The sequence below is a fragment of the Agrococcus sp. Marseille-P2731 genome, assembly GCF_900117395.1.
Classification (GTDB): Bacteria; Actinomycetota; Actinomycetes; order Actinomycetales; family Microbacteriaceae; genus Agrococcus.
This window is the reverse complement of the sequence record NZ_FPEG01000001.1, coordinates 598,638-619,297: the sequence shown is the minus strand read 5'-3', so window position 1 is coordinate 619,297 and position 20,660 is coordinate 598,638. Positions and strand designations below refer to the sequence as shown.

Here is a 20,660-nt window from a genome sequence, read left to right as displayed (position 1 = left end):
GCGAGGCCCGGAGCAAGAATCCCTGCTTCTGGCGCTCGGTAGCCTGGGAATCACGCGGTCGACTGCCCTGGCCGACCGCGTCCACACAAGGACGCGCTCGCCGACCCTCCCGTCGGCGAGCGTATGGTGCCGCTTCGCGAACGAGGGGACTCGTGCGAGAACGGCAGACGAACACGCCCGCGCGGCTGCACCCGTCCACGACTGAGCCCCTTCCGGGGCGACAGGAGCGAACGTGAGCGGACCCCGCGCGACCGACGACCCATCCGTCGTCGATGACATCGCCGTGCGCGTCGAGCACCTCACCAAGGTGTTCGGCCGACGCGGCCGAGAGGCAGCCGAGCGGCTGGCGCAGGGCGCCACCCGCGACGAGGTCGCCAAGCTCGGCACCGCAGCGGTGATCGATGCCTCCTTCGAGGTGCGCCGCGGCGAGATCTTCGTGGTGATGGGGCTCTCGGGCTCTGGCAAGTCGACGCTGATCCGCATGCTCAACGGGCTGCTGGATGCGACGGCCGGCTCGGTCGAGATCGACGGCGAGCGCGTCACCGGCATCGAGCCGAAGCGGCTGCGCGCCGTGCGCCGCTCGCAGGTGTCGATGGTGTTCCAGCACTTCGCGCTGCTCCCCCACCGCACGGTGCTCGAGAACGTCGCCTACGGCCTCGAGATCCAGGGCGTCGACCGCGCCGAGCGACTGCGCCTCGCCCGCGACGTCGTCGAGCGCGTCGGCCTCTCCGGCTGGGAGCAGCGGCTGCCGAGCGAGCTCTCCGGCGGCATGCAGCAGCGCGTCGGCATCGCCCGCGCGCTCTGCGCCGACACGCCCGTGCTGCTCATGGACGAGGCGTTCAGCGCGCTCGACCCGCTCATCCGCCGCGAGATGCAGGAGCAGCTCGTCGAGCTGCAGGCAGAGCTCGGCAAGACGATCGTCTTCATCACGCACGACCTCAACGAGGCGATGTTCCTCGGCGACCGCATCGCCGTCATGCGCGACGGGCGCATCGTGCAGATCGGTACGCCCGAGGACATCCTCACCGACCCGGCCAACGACTACGTCGCCCAGTTCGTGCAGGACGTCGACCGCACCCGCGTGCTCACGGCATCCAGCGTGATGGAGCCGCCCGCCGCATCCGTGCCCATCACCGTGGGCCCGCGCGGCGCGCTCAAGATCATGCGCGACCTGCAGACGTCGACGCTGCTCGTGCTCGGCCCGGGCCGCACCGTGCTCGGCGCGGTCACCGATCGCGACGTCCTGCGCGCCGTGCAGCGCGGCACGCGGGACCTCACCGACCTCGTCGACGCCGAGGTGCCGCGCGTCGGCCCCGATGCGAGCCTCGCCGACCTGCCGGAGCTCGCCATCACCAGCGGCCTGCCGATCGCCGTCGTTGGCGACGACGGCCGGCTGCAGGGCGTCATCCCGCGCGTGCTGCTGCTCGCGGCTCTGGGCAACGTCTCGACCAACACCAGTGAGCTGAACGTGATCGACCTGCCGCCGGCGGTCGACTCGGCGCTCGTCACGCAGACCCTCGACGCCACGGAGGTGCGCGATGCTCGATGACCTTCGACTGCCGCTCGGCGACTGGGTCGAGGCTGGCGTCGCGTGGGTCACCGTCCACGCGGCGATCCTCTTCGACGTCATCAAGACGGTCGTGCTCGCGCTCTACGACTTCGTCGAGCTGCTGCTCGTCGAGCCGCCCGCGCTCGTCATGATCCTCATCCTGGCTGCGCTCGCGTTCGCGGTGCGAGGTTGGAAGATGGGCGTCGCGACGGTCGCCGGGCTCTTCGTGATCGTGCTCGTGAACCAGTGGGAGAACGCGATGTCGACCCTCGCACTCACGCTCGTGGCCGCGTGCTTCGCCCTCGTGATCGCGATCCCGCTCGGCATCTGGGCGGCGCGCAACGACACGGTGTCGGCGCTGCTGCGCCCGGTGCTCGACTTCCTGCAGACGATGCCGGCCTTCGTCTACCTGATCCCCGCGATCATCCTGTTCAGCGTCGGCGTCGTGCCCGGCATCATCGCGACGATCGCGTTCGCGATGGCGCCCGGCGTGCGCCTGACGGAGCTCGGCATCCGCGGGGTCGACAAGGAGATCGTCGAGGCGGGCTCCGCCTTCGGGGCCTCACCCGGCCGCATCCTGCGCCAGATCCAGCTGCCGCTCGCGCTGCCGACGATCATGACCGGCGTCAACCAGATCATCATGCTGTCGCTCTCGATGGTCGTGATCGCGGCGATGGTCGGTGCGGGAGGCCTCGGCCAGCCCATCGTGCAGGCGCTGCAGCGCATCGACGTGGGGCTCGGCGCCGAGGCGGGCCTGTCGGTCGTGATCCTGGCGATCGTGCTGGATCGCCTGACGAACTCGCTCGGAAGCCTGCAGGACCACAGCCCGATCGCCAAGTACCGAGCCCGCGCGTGGGGCGCGCGGCAGGTCAAGGGCACGGGGATGCCCTCGGTCTCGACCGCGGCGATCCCCGCTGCCGCACCACACACCGAAGCGACCGCCGCCAGCGGCCGTTGACGAACAGATGACACGAAACGAGAGAGGACACAGCATGCAGAAGCGATTCATCCGCGGAGCGGCCATCGCCGCCGTCGGCGCGCTCACCCTCGCAGGTTGCGCAGCAGCCGGCGACGACGAGGCACCCGAGGGCACCGAGGGCACCGCGACCACCGACCAGACCGATCTGACCATCGGCGTCTTCAACGGCTGGCCCGAGGGCGAGGCCGTCTCCTACCTGTGGGAGGCGATCCTCGAGGAGCAGGGCTACGACGTCGAGCTCGAGTACGCCGATGCGGGCCCCGTCTTCGCGGGCCTCGCCGGTGGCGACTACGACGTCGCGCTCGACGGCTGGCTGCCCATGACGCACGCCTCCTACATGGAGGAGTTCGGTGCAGAGCTGATCGACCTCGGCGCCTGGAACGAGGACGCCGTGCTCACGATGGCGGTCAACGAGGATGCTCCCATCACGTCGATCGAGGAGCTCGCCGACAACGCCGACGCGTTCGGGAACCGCATCGTCGGCATCGAGCCGGGCGCTGGCCTCACCGCCGCGACGCAGGACGAGGTCATCCCGACCTACGGCCTCGAGGGCATGGAGTTCGTGACCTCGTCGACGCCCGCCATGCTCGCGGAGCTGAGCTCCGCCATCGACGCCGGCGACAACGTCGTCGTGACGCTGTGGCGCCCGCACTGGGCCTACGACGAGTTCGCCATCCGCGACCTCGAGGACCCCGAGGGCACCCTCGGCGAGGCGGAGGGCATCCACTCCATCGCCCGCGCCGGCTTCGACGCCGACTTCCCGCAGCTGCAGACGTGGCTCGAGGCGTTCGCGATGGACTCCGAGCTGCTCTTCTCGCTCGAGAACGCGATGTTCAACAGCGACGTCGAGGCGAGCGACTACCCCGAGGTCGTCGAGACCTGGATCTCTGAGAACCAGGAGTACGTCGACGGGCTGACGGCGACGTCCTAGTCCTTCCCGCTCGACGCAGGGCCCCGCATCCGGTCTTCGGTGCGGGGCCCTGCTGCGTCGCGATGGGCGCGGCGGATGCGCGGCGCGCGGCGGATGCGCGGCGCGCGGCGCGCGCTCGAGCTCGGCCGGGCGCGCATCCCGGTCCTCCACAGCGCTCGAGCGATGTCAGTGGCCCCGCCTGGATCGCTCGCAACGAAGGAGCGCAGGTGACGGGGATCGAGCAGGTAGCGGCAGCAGCCGACGCCGCTCGCGCGCTGCTCGCCGGGGCCCCCTCGTTCGCCTCGATGACCGATCGCGAGGTCGTCGCGGTGCTCGGTCACGCGGCAGAGCTCTCCCGCACGCTCACCGCACTGCAGGTGCGGCTGGCCGGCGAGCTCGGGGAGCGCTCGCGCGGCCCCGCTGACCAGGCGCTCTGCCGCACGATGGGCCACAGGCACGCGCGGGCCGCGGTCGCCGCCGTGCTCGGCATCCGCGGCAGCGCGGCCCAGGCGCTGCTGCGGATGGCTGCGCTGACGACTCCGCAGCTGAGCCTCACGGGCGGCGACGTCGCCGCGAAGTACCCGAGGGTCGCTGCGGCCTTCGACGCTGCCGGGATCTCGCTGGCGCAGGCGCAGGCGATCGTCGACCACCTCGAGCCTGCCTCGCCGCGCGCCGACCTCGCGATCCTCGCGTGGGCCGAGGGCGCGCTGGTGGACGCGGCGACCGACCCCCACGCCCCGCTCGGTCCAGAGCTGCTGGTGACGCAGGCACGGGCCTACGTCGCGGTCCTCGACCCCGACGGCGTGCTCCCCTCTGCCGAGCGCCAGCGCGCGATGCGCAGTCTCAAGCTCTGGCAGCAGGAGGACGGCATGTGGCAGCTGCGCATGGTCTGCCCGCCAGAGGCCGCCGCCGCGATCAAGTCGCTGCTGGATGCCTACCTGTCACCGCGGGTGCGCGTCGCGTTCCGCGACGACGGCGAGCCCGGTTGCGACGTCGACGGCGCCGAGGTGCCTCACGCAGGCGACGGTGACCCGCTCGAGGAAGAGGCCCCGCTCGACGACCGCACGCCGGAGCAGAAGCGCCACGACGTGCTCGTCGGGCTCGTGCAGGCGCACGCGGCCTCGGGCGACGCCCCGGTCGCCGCCGGCGAGCCTCCGGTGCTGGTGCTCACCGGCACCGTCCAGGCATTCGGCGACTACCTGCACGACCGGCCCTCGACGGATCGCACGCTCACGATCGAGCACACGGGCGACCTCGTGCCGATCGAGACCATCGGCCGATTCCTCTGCCATGCGGCGCTCCAGCGAGCGGTGGTCGATGCCGAAGGTCACGTGCTCGAGCTTGGCCGCGCCGAGCGGCTCTTCACCCGCGCGCAGCGACGGGCGCTGGCCGTCCGCGATCGCGGCTGCCGCGTGCGCGGCTGCGGCATCCCCGCCGCCTGGTGCGAGGCGCACCACGTCGTCTGGTGGGAGCACGGCGGCCGCACCGACGTGAACAACGGCACAATTCTGGAAGCCGCCCCCCTAAGGCGTCTTCGGCTCCTGCTGTCCTTGCGCAGCAAACTCCGCGGCTCGTTGCTCCCTCTCCGCCTCGCGCTCTATGTCCCGGTCGTACTCCCTTCGGAGCGCCGCGTAGCGGAGTTGACCCTCTCGCACTGCCGCCTTCATCGCCTGAGTGTGCCGGTTATTCAGGATCAATAGGTTCAGGATTCGACTACGTTCGCCAGATTGCACGGTTGAATGACGCACCAGCAGGATCGTACCAGCCGCCGCAATGACGACTCCGATCCAAGGTTCAATGGTCGTCCCGATGAAGACACCCAGTGCGACCATTGGGGTTGAGACCGCGAGGCGAACCAATCGTTCGCCGCGTTCGCGATCCAAGTCGCTGTACAGTCCTTCGTCCAAGACCCTAACCACTTCGAGTGGGTCAGAGCCGAGTTCTTTATGCAAGCGTTCGGCGATCTTGGGATGCCCGCTTTCGTCGACGAAGAAGCGGAAGTAATCGTCTGGTGCCTTTTGGTCTGCGTACATTGCATCGTATAGAGCATCGACGATGAGCTGCTGGACGACGGCGGACTCAGACTCGAACGCAGACAGAGGTGGCTCCCCGATGACCTGACGCGCCTTCTTCGAGCGCGGAGTGTACAGGCGTCGTGGATTGGCGCGGCCCCCGAAGTACTTCTCAGCCTGTTCCGCCTCGGCGAGGTTCGCCTCGGCCGCTTCCCGGCGTCGCACCGAATAACCGGATTCTTCGGTCGTTGATTCTAGGACTTCCAATGCATCCACTTTAATTTTCTTGAAGTGCTTGCGCCGTATTCGGGCGTGTCGCTGCCACTGAGCAAGGGCTGCGAACTCCCTGCCGGATCGCCCAACCATTGACGTCAATGGCTCTGTAAGCGCGAGCGCGGCAACTCCGATCAAGAAGACCGCGACGCTGACGACGACTGCCAGGCCCGCACTACCGATCGAGCCCATCACGGCATAAACCTGACTGAGCCATCCCGTGGCTTCACCGGCAGCAGGAACCTCGTTGGCGATTAGTATCCACGCGAGCAAGCCCCAAAGGATGCCCGCAAATACGGGCGGGCGAAGGCTCCGGATTCCCGGCATCAACCCATCGACGAATGCAGCTAGCACAAACGGCTCCCTCATTGTTGCTCTTGAGCGTTCCCGAACCCTACCGGGCGCGGAGCGCCCCTTGACTTGAATCTGCAACATAACTCGGGAGCCGCTCACCTCATTGGTGGCAAGCGGGCGGCGCCGTAGGGGGCGGCTGCCCGGCAGCTGCGCGCGGTTGCGCCGCGCGAACTGCTTCGGCTTAGATGTGAGCAAGTCCCGACAGGTAGATCCGGCGGGCGACCCGAGACAAGAACTGCAGAGGGGCCCCGTACCCGAGTGGCCGTGCGACGCCACCGGCCGGTGCCCATCGCGCGAACATCTGTTCTGGGCGACTCCTTTGTCGACGCCTCCGAACGGTCTCCCTCGTGTCAGTCCCCTCCACGTCACCGCTGTCGACTCTGTTGCGCCCAGATGCGGGCTGGTCGTTCACACTCTGCCCGGCCGCGGGTGAGGGCGGTGGCTCGTGCCAGCGGCGCATGCGGACGGTCCCGCGTACGTCGCGCGCGGTCAGGCAGTGGACCCTGAACGGTCCGCAGCAGAGGCTGGCCGTCGCGCGCGGCCCAAGCTGCGCCGCTATTGCGCCGCAAATCGCCTGGACCGGCTCGGCACGCTCACGTATCGCGGCTCGGGCAACCACGACGCGGCCGTCCTGCGCGAGAATCTCGGCGAGTTCTCCTGTGATCTCCGCTCGTCGCTCGACGGCCAGCCCTTGCCGTATGCCTGGGTGCCCGAGTGGCACAAGAGCGGGCACGGGCTCCACGCGCACTTCGCGGTCGGCCGGTACATCAAGCGCAGCCTGATCGAGATGGCCTGGGGCCGCGGCTTTATCGATATCAGGTTGATCGGGGACCTCCCGGTGGGTGCTGGCGCGGTTTCGGAGGCGCGGATCGCGGCAACCTACCTGTCCAAGTACGTCGCGAAGACCTTCTCTGATGCGGGCGGCCGCGACCTCGGCTCACACCGATACGACGTGGCTCAGCGCTTCCAGCCGGAGCGCCTTCGCCTGCCGGGCCGATCTGCTCATGCCGTGCTCGAAGACGCATCGGGGTTGATGGGCGGGCAGCCCTTCACTCAGTGGTCGTCGCTCGAGAACCCCGAGTGGCAGGGAGCACCCGCGATTTGGGCGCAGTAGGGGCGTTGACCGTGAGCGGCGATCTCGACGCGGTGCGTGCGAGGCTCGTCGCCTCGTGTGAGGCGCAGGGCGTGCCTGTACACGTCACGGATCCCGCGCTCGTTTCGCAAGTCGGGGTTCTGCTGGGAGCGGCCGGGGGGCACCGCAGGTGCCGCGCCGCGCTCCGGGCGCTCCTAGGAGACCCAACGGGGAACGATGCGGGACGAGTCGAGGCCCCGCGCCCCCGGCTGGCCCGGCTGGCCCGGCTGGCCCGGCAGTACGGTGGCGGACTCCATCACGGCGCGCACGATGGCGTGCTGGCGGTCCAGGTTCAGCTGCGCCCACGATTCACCGAGGGCGACGCCGTCCCCGACCAGACCATCGAGCGCGTTTGCTCCGCTGATCTGGTCCAGTTGCCGCTGAGCGGCGACGATGCGCGTCTCGGCTGGCTTTCGCGCCGCGAGCCACTCGGGGCGCGTGATCTCGCGCAGGCCGAACATCTCCGCGAGTTCCGTCATCCTCGCCTGGGCGGCGGCGACCTCGGCAACAAGGCTTGCGTGACGCTCGTCCGCGGCCGCGCGGCCCGCGAGCGTGTCGGCCATGGCTGGGGTGTCGAGTCGCATCAGGACCGCGCGTGCGATCAAATCCTCGACGGGCTGCGCCACGACGGTCAGCCGCCCGCATCCGCCATCGTCTGGGCCCGCCTGGCACACGTAGCGACGGCGTTCTTGCCGCGCTGCGCTGTAGAGCCGATTCCCGCACTTTCCGCACAGCAGCAGTCCGCTGAGCAGGTAGCGGCGCGGCGTCCTCTGCCCGGTTCGCTGCTTTGAACGCATCACGGCCCGGATCTGCTCGTGCTGCTCGGCGGTGATGATCGCCGGCCACGCGGCTGGGCCGGCCGGCTCGCCCCGGTGGTCGCGGACACCAGCGATCCGCCCTCCTGTCAGGATCTGCCGCAGTGTCGGCGTGCGCCACTCCTCGGCCTTGCCGGTCGTCGGGATCTCCTGGGCGTTCATCCACGACACCAGCGAGCGCAGAGACTCGCCCGCGAGGAACCGCGACGCCAAGACCCGGATGATCTTGGCCTCTGACTCCCGCACCGTGATCCTGTCCGGCTCGTAGCCGAACGGGCGATTCGCGCCACCGTTCGGCAACCCCTGTTCGACGTTCTGCAGAACCTTGCGCTTGACGCGGGCCGACTTTCGCGCCGACTCGTTCGCGGCGACTGCAGCGGTGATCCGGGCAACGAGCATGCCGTTGTCGTTGCCGAAATCCACGTCGGACGCGACGGTCGCCAGCTGCTCGACGCCGGAGCGAAAGCACAGCGCCGTAAACTCCTCGAATTCGATCGGCCGTCGCGTCAGCCGGTCCTTGTGGTAGGCGAGCACCGCGTCGATCCGTTCAGCCTCGATGTCTGCGAGCATGCGGGCGTACTGAGGATGCGCCTTCGCGCGGTACGCCGACACGTCGTTGTCGACGTACCCCTCGGCCACGGCCAGCCGCGCGCCGACGACAATCTTCCAGCTGCCGGGGCGATCCCGAGGCCCTCGCCCGCCTGGTCCCGAGAGATGCGCGCGTAGATCTCCGCCGACCGGATGCTCCTCATGAGGTCAGACTAACGAGGTGTCGCCAACGGCATCCTGCTCTGCAACTATTACCACCTCGAGGTCCACGCCGGTCGCCTCCTGGTCGAGGCAGACGGCACCGGCCCGGGGCATTGGCGCGTTCGCGCCCAGCTGCGCCCCGCCGACCGCTCTGCCCGCGCGACGCGCAGCGGCGAGCCCACCCTCGCCGCGATGCGGGCGGCGGCTGACTCGAGCGCTGCACCGGCTGCTCGGCGAGGACCGGGCGTGCAGACCGCCCACCCGCGCTCCTCGTCGGCCGCGGACGGGCCGCGGGGCCTGGCGATCCGGGCGCCGCAGAGCACCGGCGTCGATCTCACCCACCGTCCGGAGCTCGCGCCACACCGAGCAGACCTGCTGGTGCGGCCGCCACGGCATCGCAGCAGCATCGAGGCTCGTCTGCGCCGAGTCGTCAGACGATCTGGCCCGGGCGCTCGTCGTGCCACTCTCCTCGACCTGCGTCCGCGGGTTCGAGTCGTGCTGCGCACCTGATCGCGCGCGGCTCGCCGCCGCCTCGCTCAGCGTTCCGCCCCCACCGGCTGCGCCGCCCTCGCCGCTTCGCTGCGCTGTGTGCTCGCGCCGGGTGCGGTCCCTGCTGCCGCTTCTCCTGCGCCCTGCTGCTCGCCTGCTACGCCGCCTCTGCGGCTGCGACGTGCTGCAGCAGCAGCTCGCGGAAGCGCTCGGGCTCCTCCAGGTGCGGCGAGTGGCCAGCGCCCTCGAAGACGACCTCCTCGTACGAGCCCCCGTTCGCCGCATACGCGTCGAGCACCGCTCGCGTCTGCGCCACCATCGGCTGCGGCGGCGCGATCGCCTCGCCCGGCCACCCCGGCACGACGCCGTGCTTGCCGAGGGTGTGGAGGTCGAAGAACGACTCGTCGCCGACGATCGCGTCGAGCGCGCCGCGCACCCACAGGATCGAGGGCTGCACGCGCGCCTCGACGATGCCCGTCAGGTCGAGGTGCTTGCCCGACATCGCGTTCAGGACGCCGAAGTCGCCGGCCGCGAAGCCCGGCCACGACGCCGACTCGACGCCGTCTCCCGGGTAGTTCCCGACCCCGGTCCTCGTGGTCAGCATCGACTCGACCCAGAGGTCCTCGTGCTCGTCCTGGAAGCCCGGCGCCACGTAGCTCGAGCGGTAGACGCTGCGCGGGCTCGACTGCTCGTCGGCCGAGGTGTCGCCGGCTGCGAGCCGCGCCACGAAGTCGGCGTTCGCTCCCCCGCCGCCGGTGCCCGCCGCATCCGTCGTGCACAGCGAGCCGTCCAGCCGCGTGCCGAAGCCCTGCGGCGGCACCGGCGCCTGCAGCGTCAGCGAGCGCACGAGCTCTGGCCGGTCGAGCAGCAGCTGCAGCACGACACCGCCGCCCATCGACCAGCCCACCACGTGCGCGGCGGTGATGCCGAGCGCGTCGAGCACCGAGGCGACGTCGTCGGAGAAGTCGCGCAGGCCGCGTGTCGCATCGACCGGCAGCGTCTCGCTGTCGCCGAAGCCACGCAGGTCGATCGCGATCGACGGCCGCGGCAGGGCGAGCATGAGCGGCTGGAAGAACAGCGACGACGAGACGTTGCCGTGGATCAGCACGATCGGCGCGGCGACACCGGCGCCCGCACCGGCACCGGCACCGGCACCGGCACAGCGCAGCACGGATGCGCGCAGCCGGTCGGTCTGCACGCTCTCGTGCTCGATGCCGTCGAGGAGCGTCGTCACGCGAGGATCTCGGGCTCGGTCTGCTCGCGCAGCTCCTCGATGGTGACGCCGGGTGCGAGCTCGACGAGCCGCAGGCCCTCGGCCGTCACGTCGAGCACGGCGAGGTCGGTGATGATGCGGTCGACGACGCCCTTGCCGGTCAGCGGCAGCGAGCACGCACGCACGATCTTCGGCGAGCCGTCCTTCGCGACGTGCTCCATGAGCACGATGACCCTCGCGGCGCCGTGCACGAGGTCCATCGCGCCGCCTGGGCCCTTCACCATCTTGCCCGGGATCATCCAGTTCGCGATGTCGCCGCCTGCGGAGACCTGCATGGCGCCGAGGATCGCCGCATCGATCTTGCCGCCGCGGATCATCGCGAACGACGTCGCCGAGTCGAAGAACGACGTGCCCGGCAGCGTGGTCACGGTCTCCTTGCCGGCGTTGATGAGGTCGGGGTCGACGTCGGCCTCGGTCGGGTACGGGCCGACACCGAGGATGCCGTTCTCGCTCTGGAGCACGACGGTGATGTCGTCGGGCACGTAGTTCGGCACGAGCGTCGGCAGGCCGATGCCGAGGTTGACGTACATGCCGTCCTCGAGCTCGCGGGCAGCTCGCGCGGCCATCTCGTTGCGGGTCAGTGCCATCTCAGTCGTCCTCTCGCACGGTGCGTCGCTCGATGCGCTTCTCGATGTCGGAGCCGACCTCGACGATCCGGTGCACGAACACACCCGGCAGGTGCACCGCATCCGGGTCGATCTCACCGGGCTCGACGAGCTCCTCGACCTGCGCGATGCAGATGCGGCCCGCCATCGCGGCCGGCGGGGAGAACTGCCGCGCCGCCTTGTTGAACACCAGGTTGCCGTGGCGGTCGCCGCGCAGGGCGTGCACGAGCGAGAAGTCGGTCGTGATCGCCTCCTCGAGCACGAACTCCGCAGGCTCCCCGTCGACGTCGAAGGTCGCGGTCGGCTTCGGCGCGGAGGCCTTGGCGATCGAGCCGTCGGCGTTGTAGCGCTGCGGCAGCCCGCCCTCCTGCACCTGGGTGCCGACGCCCGTGCGGGTGTAGAACGCCGCGATCCCCGAGCCGCCGGCCCGCAGCTTCTCGGCCAGCGTTCCCTGCGGCGTCAGCTCGAGCTCGAGCTCGCCCGTGAGGTAGCGGCGCTCGAACTCCTTGTTCTCGCCGACGTAGGAGGAGGTCATCTTGTCGATCTGCCCGTTGCGCAGCAGCAGGCCGAGGCCCCAGTCGTCGACGCCGCAGTTGTTCGAGACGACCCGCAGGCCGCTCACGCCGCGCTCCTCGAGCGCTCGGATCAGCGCCATCGGGTTGCCGGACAGCCCGAAGCCGCCCACGGCGAGCGTCGCGCCGTCCGAGATGTCTGCGACCGCCTCCGCCGCGGACGCATAGGTCTTGTCGATCATCAGCGTGCCTCCTTCTGCCGTGCATCGTCATCTGGTGCAGGGGCGAGGCGCGCGACTGCAGCGGCCACCGCATCCACCCCCTGACCCATCAGGATCGTGTAGTGGTTCGTGTGCTCGACGTCGGTGACGGAGAGCTCCGGCAGGCGCGACCTCCATGTCGCCAGCCACTCATCATCGTAGAGTCCCGGCGCCTGGTCGATGAGCCCGCGGGGGCTGCGCAGCAGCTCCATCGGCACCGTCAGCGCCCGCAGCGCGTCGGCGTAGCCGTCGCGGCCGTCGAGCTCGACGAGGTCGGCGACCACGGCATCGGCGATAGCGGCAGGCCGCAGCGCCCCGTCGACGTCGACGAGGTCGTGGTCGACGTACTCCTCGATCGCCGCGCTCCAGTAGGGGCCGAAGGCCGGATGCGCGCGCCAGAAGTCGCGGTACGCCGCGCCCGAGGGGAAGGTGCGCGCGAGGCGTTCGATCGCCGGGCCCAGCACGTCCTCGGCGCGCAGCCCATCGTCCGCAGGCCGCAGCGGGAGCCCGCCGTCGACGAGCAGCAGCGCGCCGACGAGCTCGGGGTGCCGCTGCGCGAGCCGCACCGCCACGAACGCGCCCATCGAGTGGCCGACGACGATGACCCGCTCGAAGCCCGCCGCCCGGATGGCCGCGGCGACGTCGTCGGCGTGCTGCACGAGGCCGAAGGGGCCGGGCAGGGCGCGCGAGCCGCCGCGCCCGCGCAGGTCGACGGCGAGCATCGGCGCCGGCGTGCGGGCTGCGAGCGGCGCGAAGGAGCGGTGGTTGGCGGTGATGCCGTGGATCGCGACGATCGGCACGCCCGGCGCTGCCGCGTCGAAGAGGGTCGCGACGAGCTCGCCCCCGTCGACGGGCACGCGCAGCGCGGTCTCGGTCGCCGCCGCCGCCGCAGGCTGCGCGGCCGGCGTCACCTGGCGCTCCACCCGCCATCCATCACGTAGGAGCTTCCCGTCACCATGCCCGCGTGCGGGCCCGCGAGCCAGGTCGCGAGAGACGCGACCTCCTCGGGCTCCACGAGGCGCTTGATCGCAGCCTCGGTCAGCATGACCTTCTCGAGCACCTCCGACTCGGGGATCCCGTGCGTCGCCGCCTGGTCGGCGATCTGCGCCTCGACGAGCGCCGTCCTCACGTAGCCAGGGTTGATGCAGTTCGAGGTGATGCCGTGCGGGGCGCCCTCGAGCGCCGTCACCTTCGACAGGCCCTCGAGGCCGTGCTTGGCCGCGACGTAGGCAGACTTGAACGCGGATGCGCGGAGGCCGTGGACGCTCGAGAGGTTCAGCACGCGGCCGAAGCCGCGCTCGCGCATCCCGGGCAGCGCGGCGCGGATCAGCAGGAACGGCGCCTCGAGCATGAGCGCGTGGATCCTGCGCCACATCTCCGGCTCGAGCTCGTCGATCGGCGCGACCCGCTGGATGCCCGCGTTGTTCACGAGGATGTCGGCGCGCAGCTCGAGCGACTCGAGCGCGGCGGTGTCGAGCAGGTCGACCGCCCACGACTCGCCGCCCAGCTCGGCCGCGAGCGCCGCTGCCGCCGCGCCGTCGCGGTCGGCGACGACCACCTCGGCGCCCTCTGCGGCGAACGAGCGGGCGATCGCGGCCCCGATCCCGGCGGCACCGCCGGTGATGACGGCCCTGCGTCCAGCGAGCGTGCTCATGGTTCCTCCTCGATCGGGGTTACTGCCGTGCCGAGCGCGCGCCGCACGAGGGCGACCATCTCGTCGAACACGTGGTCTGGCACGGGAGTCGCACCGGCGCCGGAGGGGCCCGCGTGCCCCGTCGGCCACAGCACGTAGCGCATCCCGATCATCTCGCCGATGCCCATGAGCGCCCAAGCGGCGACCTCCGGGTCGATGTCGGCGATCTCGCCGTTCGCACGCGCACGCTCGAGCTCCTCGCGGTAGCCCTCCGCGATGCGCTCGTAGTGGGACCGCATCGCGCCCGGCGAGACGAACTCGGCCTCGCGCACGACGCGATAGAGGGCCGGATGCTCGGCGGCGAAGGCGAAGAGCTCGCGGAAGCCCCCGGCCGCCACCTCCGCGCGGCCGCTGCCGCGCGCCGCGCCGTCGCTCATCGCGATGCGCACGCGCCGGTGCAGATCCTCGACGAGCTGCTCGAACAGGTCCAGCTTCGACGAGAAGTAGAGGTAGAACGTGCCCTGCGCGACGCTGGCGCGCTCGGTGATGCGCGAGATCGACGCCGTCTGGTAGCCCTGCTCGGCGAACACCTGCTCGGCGGCAGCCAGCAGCTTGGCCTTGGTCTGCTCGCCGCGCTTCGTCCTCGGCGCGTTCACGACGCATCCGCCGTCTCTGCATCGGACGACCGGCGCAGCGCGCGTGCTGCCGGAGGCTCGTCGAGCCCTCCCAGCGACCGTGCCGTGCGCATGCAGCCCTTCCAGCTCGAGCGTCGCCGAGGCGCTGGACGAGCGAGCACAGCGGTGTGGGGCGACGTGATGCCAGGACATGAACGGTGGTTCATGTCTCAGGTCCCAGGATGCGTCCCTCGCGTGCCGCGTGTCAATCGCGGCAGCGGCGGCAGGGGCGCACCGTGCGGAGCGCCGCGGCCGAGCGACGGTGAGAGCCGTCTCATCCGGCCGCAATGCTCGGCTCACGCGGCGCCGCTCGAATGGATCCCGACACGACGACGAGAGGTCACACCATGAGCATCAGCACTCCCACCCGGTCCGAGACCCAGCAGAGCCCGCGGCCTGCGCGCCAGCGCGCATCCTCGCCCGACAGCCGCGCGCTGACCCCCGCCGACCTCGTGGGCGTCAAGCGCGCCTACTCGACCCGCCGCGTCGCGCTCGACGGCGCCGCACGGCTGCGCACCGACCTCGCGCCGCAGAACGGCGACCTCGTACTCGCCCGCGTCGGCGAGATCGGCCAGCACCCGCGCATCGAGCTGCCCTCCGGCCGCCGCGCGCCGCTGCGCGAGGGCGAGCAGATCATCGTCGCCTACTCGAACCGCTACGCACCCGACCAGTTCGAGGCCGTCGTGCCCGACGACCTCGGCCCCGCGCGGCTCGTCGCCGGCGGCGGCATCGCCGGCCGGGTCGTCGCCCAGCACGCCACCATGCTCGACGCCACCGAGCTGCTGCCCGTCGGGCTGCTCGCCGACGCCGCCGGCCGCGTGCTGAACGTCGCCGACGGTGCCATCGGCGACTCGCCCGCGCACGCCCGGCCGCCGGTCATCGCAGTCGTCGGTGCCGCGATGAACTCCGGCAAGACCACCACCGTCGCGAAGCTCGCGCAGGGCCTGGCGACGGCGGGCGAGCGCGTCGGGGCCATCAAGGTCACGGGCACCGGCTCCGGCGGCGACGTCTTCTCGTTCGTCGACCACGGTGCGAGCGTCGCCTACGACTTCACGGACTTCGGCTGGGCCACGACCGCCGACATCGGCGTCGAGGCGGTCGCCGAGATCCTGCGCCGCGGCATCGCGCGGCTCACGGCCGACGGCTGCACGGCCATCGTCGTCGAGGTCGCCGACGGCGTCTTCCAGCGCGAGACCGGCGCCCTCGTCACGCATCCCGCCTTCGTCGAGCTCGTCGACGCCGTGCTGTTCGCGGCCACGGATGCGCTCTGCGGCATCGCCGGCATCGACTGGCTCGCGGCGCGCGGCCACGCACCGCTCGCGGTGTCCGGCGTGCTGACGGCCTCCCCGCTCGCGATGCGCGAGCTGGAGGGCCAGACGTCGACGCCCATCTGGGACGTGGAGGCGCTCATCGACCCGCGCCGCGCCCGTCGGGTGCTCGAGACCGCGCGCGAGGCGCGCGACCGATGAGCGAGCGCGCTGCCCGGCTGCCGCGGCCGGTCGCGCGCGGCCGCATCGGCGCGTTCGCGCTGCTCGTCGGCATCGGCGTCGGCCAGGCAGCCGGCGCGATCGGGCTCGCGATGCTCGTGCAGCTCGCCTTCGACGCGATCGTCGGTGCGTGGGCGACGCCCGAGCCGGCAGACGACCCCGACTGGCGGCGGCTCGCGGGCATCGTGGCCCTGCTCGCGGCGGCCGTGGCGCTCATGGCGCTCTGCAGATCGGCCGAGCGCAGCGTGGCGGAGCGCATGGGCCAGCACTACGTGCAGGAGGTGCGGGACCAGCTCTTCGCCCACCTCACGCGGGTGCCGGCGCGCGTGCTCGGCCGCAAGGCGAGCGGCTCGCTGCTGCTGCGATTCGCCGGCGACCTCTCCGCGCTGCGCTCGTGGGTGAGCCTCGGCCTGTCGCGCCTCGTCGTGAGCGGCGTGTCGGTCGTGCTCGTGCTCGCCGTGCTCGCGACCATCGCGCCGCGGCTCACCATCGCCGTCGCGCTCGCGCTCGTCACCGGCACCCTCTGCACCGCGGCCGTCGGCGTCAGCCTCGCCGAGGCATCCCGCCGAGCCCGCAACCGCCGCGCGAAGCTCACGGGCGAGGTCTCCGAGCGGCTGTCGAACGTCGGCGTGCTGCAGTCCTCAGGGCAGGAGCAGCGCGAGCGCCGGCGCATCGGCCGGCGCGGCGCAGCCGTGGCCGACGCGATGATCCGGCAGGCGAGGGCCGCGGGCGCCGCGCGCGGAGTGGCGGAGGCGACGGGCGGCGTCGCGACGATCGCCGTGCTGATCGCCGGAGCGCTCGACGTGCGCTCGGGCGACACCTCGCCGAGCGCGATCGTCGGTGCCATCTCGGTGGTCGGCTTCCTCGCCACCCACCTGCGCGACCTCGGCCGCGTCGCCGAGTACCACGCGCGGGCCGGCGTCGCCCGCGAGGCCGCGATCCGCTTCCTGCAGCTCGAGCCGCTGCCCGACCCCGAGGGTCTGGCGGAGCTGCCCGACGGGCCGGGCGTGCTGCGGCTGCACGAACTGGTGCTCGAACCGGGACTGCGCGGGGTGAGCGCGACGGCGGAGGCCGGCCAGACGATCGCGGTCGTCGGCGGCAACGGCGCGGGCAAGTCGACGCTCGGCAGCGTCGCGGCTCGCCTGGTCGACCCCGAGCACGGCGCCGTCGAGCTCGACGGCACCGACCTGCGCACGGCGCGGCTGCGCTCCGTGCGGCGCGCGATCGGCGTCGTCGGCCCCGACCTGCCGCTCATGCGCGGCTCGCTCGATCGCAACCTGCGCTACCGCCACCCGCGCATCGGCGACGACGAGGTGGCCGCGGTCGCCGCCCTCACCGGCGTCGACGCGCTGGCCGAGCAGCTCGACGAGGGCTGGGCGACCGATGTCGGCGAGAGCGGCCGCCGACTCTCCGCCGGGCAGCGCACGCGCGTCGCGCTCGCCCGCGCGATGCTCGGCGACCCGCGCATCCTCGTGCTCGACGAGGCCGACGCGCACCTGGACGCGCAGACGCGCGAGACCCTCCGCGCGGTGGTGCGGGCCCGCACCGGCACGACGCTCGTCATCACCCACGACGCCGACATGGTCGCATCCGCCGACGTCGTCTGGCACCTGCGCGCCGGCCGGCTCATCGAGATCGGGCCGCCGCACGCGCTGCTGCACGGCGACGGCCCGACGGCCAGGCTCTTCGGCGCTCAGCCCCAGCGGGCGGCGAGCCGCTCGTAGCTCGCGTCGACGCCGACGTCCATGCCGCTCGCGTAGGCGCCGTCGCGGACCTCGCGGGAGGCGTAGACCGAGACGGTGCGCATGGTGGTGACACCGTCGGCCTCGGTGAGCGTCACGGTGTTGGTGCTGGCCGGCAGCTCGAGGCCGCCCATGGCCGAGCCGCCCATCGTCTCGGTCGTCACCAAGCGGTGCGGCGCCTCGGCCTCGAGCACGTCGCCGGCGATGATGAGCTCGCCCGCGGCGTCGACCCACACCCAGCGGAAGGAGCCGCCCGCACGCACGTCCATCTCGCAGGTCGTGAACTCGGTGTCCTCCCCCGGGCCGAGCATCCACGTGCGCACGATCTCGGGGTCGGTGTACGCCCGCCAGACGTCGGCCGCGGGTGCGTGGAACTCGCGCTCGTAGGCGATGGAGGTGTCGTCGGGCAGGCTGAATCGGGTCTTCATGATGGGTGCTCCTCGGTGTGGGATGCGGCGGTCGCGCCGGCTTCGGTGGGTGCGGTGGTGCCCGAGCGGAGGTGCGCGTCGAGGCGGTCGAGTCGGGCGTCGACCTGGACCTCGAACTGCGAGACGAAGACCGCGGCGCGGACCAGCGGCGCGAGCTCGATCAGGCGGTGGATGCGCTGCGCATCGCGCTCGGCCCGCACGAGGCCCGCCTCGCCCAGCACCTTGAGGTGCTTCGAGACAGCGGGCTGCGACAGGCCGGCGAGCGCCGTGAGCTCGGTGACGGTCGCAGGGCCGGATCGCAGCCGCAGCAGGATGCGGCGGCGCGTGCGATCCGAGAGCGCGGCGAAGATGCGGTCGAGCGCGCTGTCGTCCGGAACGCTGTCGTCACGGTCGTTCGCCTCCACGCTGCACCCCTTTCATCACCTATAGGTTCTATAACCTATTAGCAATGTACACCGGCGCTGGACGGACGTCAACCCCAGGCTCGCGCTCGGGTGCTCGGCGTCAGCGCGGCAGGGCACGATCACGCGCTCCCGCGGCTCGGACTGCAGCTGCACCGACCAGCAGCTCGAGCGGCCCGCGAGCGCGCGACGCCGCCAGCACCCCGCCGATCGCGAGCGCGACCCCCAGCTGCAGGGCCCAGGCACCCCACCCGCCCACCAGAGCAGGGGCGGTCTGCGACAGCGTGCTGCCGAGCAGCGTGAGGAGCACGACGTGCAGGACGTAGATCGTGAGCGGCGCCGCGCCCGCTGCCCGCAGCGGCTCGAGCAGCCGCAGAGCGCGCGGCGGCAGCGCAGCAGCGAGCAGGCCGAGCGCGGCGATGACGACGAGCGCCATGCCGACGGTGCGCGCGATGTCGGCCGGCGTGCCGGTGTGCGGCGCGGCGATCAGCTGCAGCACCGGCTCGATGCCCGGTGCCGCGCCGTAGCCGTTCGCGAGCATCACGCTGCGGTCGAGGGCGAGCCCTCCGCCGGCACCCGCCGCCACCATCCGCAGCCCCAGCTCGCTCGAGAGCACGCCGGTGACGATCAGCACCGCGCCGATCGCGCCGACCGCGACGAGCGCTCGGCGCTCGCGGGCAGCGGCGCGCGCAGCGAGCAGCGCTCGGGCGACGAGCATGCCGATCGCCACGTACGTGACCCAGGTGAGCACGGGGTAGACACCGGAGAGCGTCACGTCGATGAGCGTGCCGAGCGGATCGGCCGCGAGCGACAGAATGCCGTGCGTGCCCTCGAGCCCCGGCAGGTGCAGCCGAGCGAAGGCCGCGATCCAGCCGCCGACCGTGGCGAGCACCACCGCGAGCGCGGCGAGGGCCCAGCTGGGCAGCAGGAGCAGCCCGGCGGCCAGCACGATCGCCACGCCGAAGGGCACCAGCACGACGTAGACGGCCGCGGCGAAGGGGATCACCAGCAGCCCGAGCAGTGCGACGACGGCACCGCGCCCGAGGGTCGCGCGCACGGCAGCCGACCGCTCCCCCGCTGCGAGCCGAGCGCGCGCGGCCAGCACGACGCTCACGCCTCCGAGCACCGCGAAGAGCGTGGACGGCGGACCGTCGACCAGTGCGGTCACGGCCGCAGGCTGCGGCTCGCCGACGCTGAGCGTGTGCGCGCCCATCATGCCCGCGACGGCGACGAGCCTCGCGAGGTCGATGCCGATCAGGCGCGCGCCGCTCACCCCGTCATGCTCTCGCAGCTGCGGCGCGGGGGCTCGCGGCTACTGCTCGAGCCACTTCTCGGCGCGGTGCTCGGCGATGACCCGGCGGGCGGTGCCGGTCTTCGAGCGCAGCACGAGCGACTCGGTGCGGATCAGCGGCCCCTTGCGGCGCACGCCGTCGAGCAGCATGCCGTCGGTGACGCCGGTCGCGACGAAGTAGGTGTTGTCGCTCGACACCAGGTCGTCGAGCCCGAGCACGCGCTGGAGGTCGTGGCCCGCGGCCACCACCTTGCGGTGCTCGTCGTCGCTCTGGGGCGCGAGGCGGCCCTCCATGAAGCCGCCGAGCGCCTTGATCGCGCACGCGGTGATGACGCCCTCCGGCGTGCCGCCGGCGCCCGCGCACAGGTCGATCCGGCTCTCCCAGCGGGCGGCGTTGATGCCGCCGGCCACGTCGCCGTCGCGCATGAGGCGCGTGCCGGCGCCGGCCGAGCGGATCTCGTCGATGAGCGCCGCGTGCCGCGGGCGGTCGAGCACCGCGACGACGATGTCGCCGACGTCCTTGCCCTTGGCGCGCGCGAGCTCGCGGATGTTGTCGCCCATCGACTGCTCGAGCGAGATGACGCCGCGCGCCTCCGCTCCGCCGACGAGCTTGTCCATGTAGAACGCGTCGACCGGGTCGTACATCGAGCCGCGGTCGGCGACGGCGATGACGCTGAGCGCGTTCGGGCGGCCGGTCGCCGTCAGCGAGGTGCCGTCGATCGGGTCGACCGCGATGTCGGCAGAGGGGCCGCGGCCGTTGCCGACGTGCTCGCCGTTGAAGAGCATCGGCGCCTCGTCCTTCTCACCCTCGCCGATGACGATCACGCCGTCGAAGGCGACCGTGGCGAGGAAGGTGCGCATCGCGTCGACGGCTGCCCCGTCGGCGGCGTTCTTGTCGCCGCGGCCGATGTAGGGCACCGCTCGGATCGCCGCTGCCTCCGTGGCTCGCACGAGCTCCATCGCGAGGTTGCGGTCGGGGTTGTCGAAGACGGGAGCCTTCGGCGAGTCGCTCTGCGGCACGGGTGTCCTCCATCGGGTCAGGGCTTGCTTGCGAGCCTACTCAGCGGATGTGCGGGGCTCGCGGTGCGGTG

The 20,660-nt window shown here is 71.8% G+C and carries 18 protein-coding genes; 7 read left to right on the top strand and 11 right to left on the bottom strand.

All coding sequences use genetic code 11. The features are described from left to right. The first annotated feature begins 232 nt into the window (after positions 1 to 232). The 5 genes from BQ6202_RS03055 (at position 233) to BQ6202_RS03035 (ending at position 7,191) form a co-directional block, all read left to right on the top strand. Positions 233 to 1,549 (top strand): quaternary amine ABC transporter ATP-binding protein, encoded by a 1,317-nt coding sequence (locus BQ6202_RS03055; protein ID WP_072312984.1) that lies wholly within the window; start codon positions 233 to 235, stop codon positions 1,547 to 1,549. Next, positions 1,539 to 2,507 carry an ABC transporter permease gene (locus tag BQ6202_RS03050; protein WP_072312983.1) on the top strand — a complete coding sequence of 323 codons (969 nt, stop codon included), beginning with the start codon at positions 1,539 to 1,541 and terminating at the stop codon, positions 2,505 to 2,507. The genes BQ6202_RS03055 and BQ6202_RS03050 overlap by 11 nt, the downstream gene beginning before the upstream one ends. Before the next feature lie 34 nt (positions 2,508 to 2,541). Then, positions 2,542 to 3,459, top strand: a complete 918-nt coding sequence (locus BQ6202_RS03045) for a glycine betaine ABC transporter substrate-binding protein (RefSeq protein ID WP_083586873.1) — start codon at positions 2,542 to 2,544, stop codon at positions 3,457 to 3,459. Between the two features lie 206 nt (positions 3,460 to 3,665). Next, positions 3,666 to 5,138: an HNH endonuclease gene (locus tag BQ6202_RS03040; protein WP_072312981.1), complete on the top strand. Its 1,473-nt coding sequence runs from the start codon at positions 3,666 to 3,668 to the stop codon at positions 5,136 to 5,138. Positions 5,139 to 6,522: 1,384 nt separating this feature from the next. Then, on the top strand, positions 6,523 to 7,191 hold the full coding sequence (locus tag BQ6202_RS03035) for a rolling circle replication-associated protein (protein WP_234946089.1): 669 nt from the start codon (positions 6,523 to 6,525) through the stop codon (positions 7,189 to 7,191). A 173-nt stretch (positions 7,192 to 7,364) separates the two neighbouring features. Here BQ6202_RS03035 and BQ6202_RS03030 read toward each other — a convergent pair whose 3' ends face one another. From BQ6202_RS03030 to BQ6202_RS03000, 7 genes are all read right to left on the bottom strand, one after another. Beyond that, positions 7,365 to 8,663, bottom strand: a complete 1,299-nt coding sequence (locus BQ6202_RS03030) for a recombinase family protein (RefSeq protein ID WP_200792186.1) — start codon at positions 8,661 to 8,663, stop codon at positions 7,365 to 7,367. 757 nt (positions 8,664 to 9,420) lie between these two features. Further along, the gene (locus BQ6202_RS03025) at positions 9,421 to 10,497 is read right to left on the bottom strand and encodes an alpha/beta hydrolase (RefSeq protein ID WP_072312980.1); all 1,077 of its coding nucleotides are present in this window, start codon (positions 10,495 to 10,497) and stop codon (positions 9,421 to 9,423) included. After that, a complete protein-coding gene (locus BQ6202_RS03020; RefSeq protein WP_200792184.1) occupies positions 10,494 to 11,123 on the bottom strand; it encodes a CoA transferase subunit B in 630 nt (209 codons plus the stop codon). The genes BQ6202_RS03025 and BQ6202_RS03020 overlap by 4 nt, the downstream gene beginning before the upstream one ends. Position 11,124: 1 nt before the next feature. Then, positions 11,125 to 11,895, bottom strand: a complete 771-nt coding sequence (locus BQ6202_RS03015; protein WP_072312979.1) for a CoA transferase subunit A — start codon at positions 11,893 to 11,895, stop codon at positions 11,125 to 11,127. Next, entirely contained in the window at positions 11,895 to 12,836 is a 942-nt protein-coding gene (locus BQ6202_RS03010; RefSeq protein WP_234946088.1) for an alpha/beta fold hydrolase, read from the bottom strand. Before BQ6202_RS03010 ends, BQ6202_RS03015 begins: the two co-directional genes overlap by 1 nt. Further along, positions 12,821 to 13,567 carry a 3-hydroxybutyrate dehydrogenase gene (locus tag BQ6202_RS03005; RefSeq protein ID WP_072312978.1) on the bottom strand — a complete coding sequence of 249 codons (747 nt, stop codon included), beginning with the start codon at positions 13,565 to 13,567 and terminating at the stop codon, positions 12,821 to 12,823. Before BQ6202_RS03005 ends, BQ6202_RS03010 begins: the two co-directional genes overlap by 16 nt. Then, complete coding sequence (locus BQ6202_RS03000) at positions 13,564 to 14,202, bottom strand: TetR/AcrR family transcriptional regulator (protein WP_072312977.1); 639 nt, start codon at positions 14,200 to 14,202, stop codon at positions 13,564 to 13,566. Before BQ6202_RS03000 ends, BQ6202_RS03005 begins: the two co-directional genes overlap by 4 nt. Positions 14,203 to 14,567: 365 nt before the next feature. Here BQ6202_RS03000 and BQ6202_RS02995 point away from each other — a divergent pair, with 365 nt between their 5' ends. Together BQ6202_RS02995 and BQ6202_RS02990 are read left to right on the top strand one after the other, a co-directional pair. Then, complete coding sequence (locus tag BQ6202_RS02995; RefSeq protein WP_083586868.1) at positions 14,568 to 15,689, top strand: hypothetical protein; 1,122 nt, start codon at positions 14,568 to 14,570, stop codon at positions 15,687 to 15,689. Further along, entirely contained in the window at positions 15,686 to 17,431 is a 1,746-nt protein-coding gene (locus tag BQ6202_RS02990; RefSeq protein WP_072312976.1) for an ABC transporter ATP-binding protein, read from the top strand. Before BQ6202_RS02995 ends, BQ6202_RS02990 begins: the two co-directional genes overlap by 4 nt. Here the strand turns inward: BQ6202_RS02990 and BQ6202_RS02985 are convergent. The 4 genes from BQ6202_RS02985 to glpX all read right to left on the bottom strand — a co-directional run bounded on the left by BQ6202_RS02985 (position 17,401) and on the right by glpX (position 20,529). Continuing rightward, a complete protein-coding gene (locus tag BQ6202_RS02985) occupies positions 17,401 to 17,877 on the bottom strand; it encodes an SRPBCC domain-containing protein (RefSeq protein ID WP_072312975.1) in 477 nt (158 codons plus the stop codon). The two genes, BQ6202_RS02990 and BQ6202_RS02985, sit on opposite strands and share 31 nt — an antisense overlap. After that, positions 17,874 to 18,281, bottom strand: a complete 408-nt coding sequence (locus BQ6202_RS02980; RefSeq protein WP_072312974.1) for an ArsR/SmtB family transcription factor — start codon at positions 18,279 to 18,281, stop codon at positions 17,874 to 17,876. Before BQ6202_RS02980 ends, BQ6202_RS02985 begins: the two co-directional genes overlap by 4 nt. 100 nt (positions 18,282 to 18,381) lie before the next feature. Next, the gene (locus BQ6202_RS02975; RefSeq protein ID WP_072312973.1) at positions 18,382 to 19,551 is read right to left on the bottom strand and encodes a heparan-alpha-glucosaminide N-acetyltransferase domain-containing protein; all 1,170 of its coding nucleotides are present in this window, start codon (positions 19,549 to 19,551) and stop codon (positions 18,382 to 18,384) included. Positions 19,552 to 19,590: 39 nt separating this feature from the next. Further along, a complete protein-coding gene (gene glpX / locus BQ6202_RS02970) occupies positions 19,591 to 20,529 on the bottom strand; it encodes a class II fructose-bisphosphatase (RefSeq protein ID WP_072313183.1) in 939 nt (312 codons plus the stop codon). Positions 20,530 to 20,660: the final 131 nt, after the last annotated feature.

Excerpts from the sequence above, each read along its gene's own strand:
- BQ6202_RS03050 (WP_072312983.1), top strand. The coding sequence starts at position 1,539 with ATGCTCGATGACCTTCGACTGCCGCTCGGCGACTGGGTCGAGGCTGGC.
- BQ6202_RS03045 (WP_083586873.1), top strand. The coding sequence starts at position 2,542 with ATGCAGAAGCGATTCATCCGCGGAGCGGCCATCGCCGCCGTCGGCGCG.
- BQ6202_RS03020 (WP_200792184.1), bottom strand. The coding sequence starts at position 11,123 with ATGGCACTGACCCGCAACGAGATGGCCGCGCGAGCTGCCCGCGAGCTC.
- BQ6202_RS03015 (WP_072312979.1), bottom strand. The coding sequence starts at position 11,895 with ATGATCGACAAGACCTATGCGTCCGCGGCGGAGGCGGTCGCAGACATC.
- BQ6202_RS03005 (WP_072312978.1), bottom strand. The coding sequence starts at position 13,567 with ATGAGCACGCTCGCTGGACGCAGGGCCGTCATCACCGGCGGTGCCGCC.
- BQ6202_RS02995 (WP_083586868.1), top strand. The coding sequence starts at position 14,568 with ATGAGCATCAGCACTCCCACCCGGTCCGAGACCCAGCAGAGCCCGCGG.
- BQ6202_RS02990 (WP_072312976.1), top strand. The coding sequence starts at position 15,686 with ATGAGCGAGCGCGCTGCCCGGCTGCCGCGGCCGGTCGCGCGCGGCCGC.
- BQ6202_RS02985 (WP_072312975.1), bottom strand. The coding sequence starts at position 17,877 with ATGAAGACCCGATTCAGCCTGCCCGACGACACCTCCATCGCCTACGAG.
- glpX (WP_072313183.1), bottom strand. The coding sequence starts at position 20,529 with ATGGAGCTCGTGCGAGCCACGGAGGCAGCGGCGATCCGAGCGGTGCCC.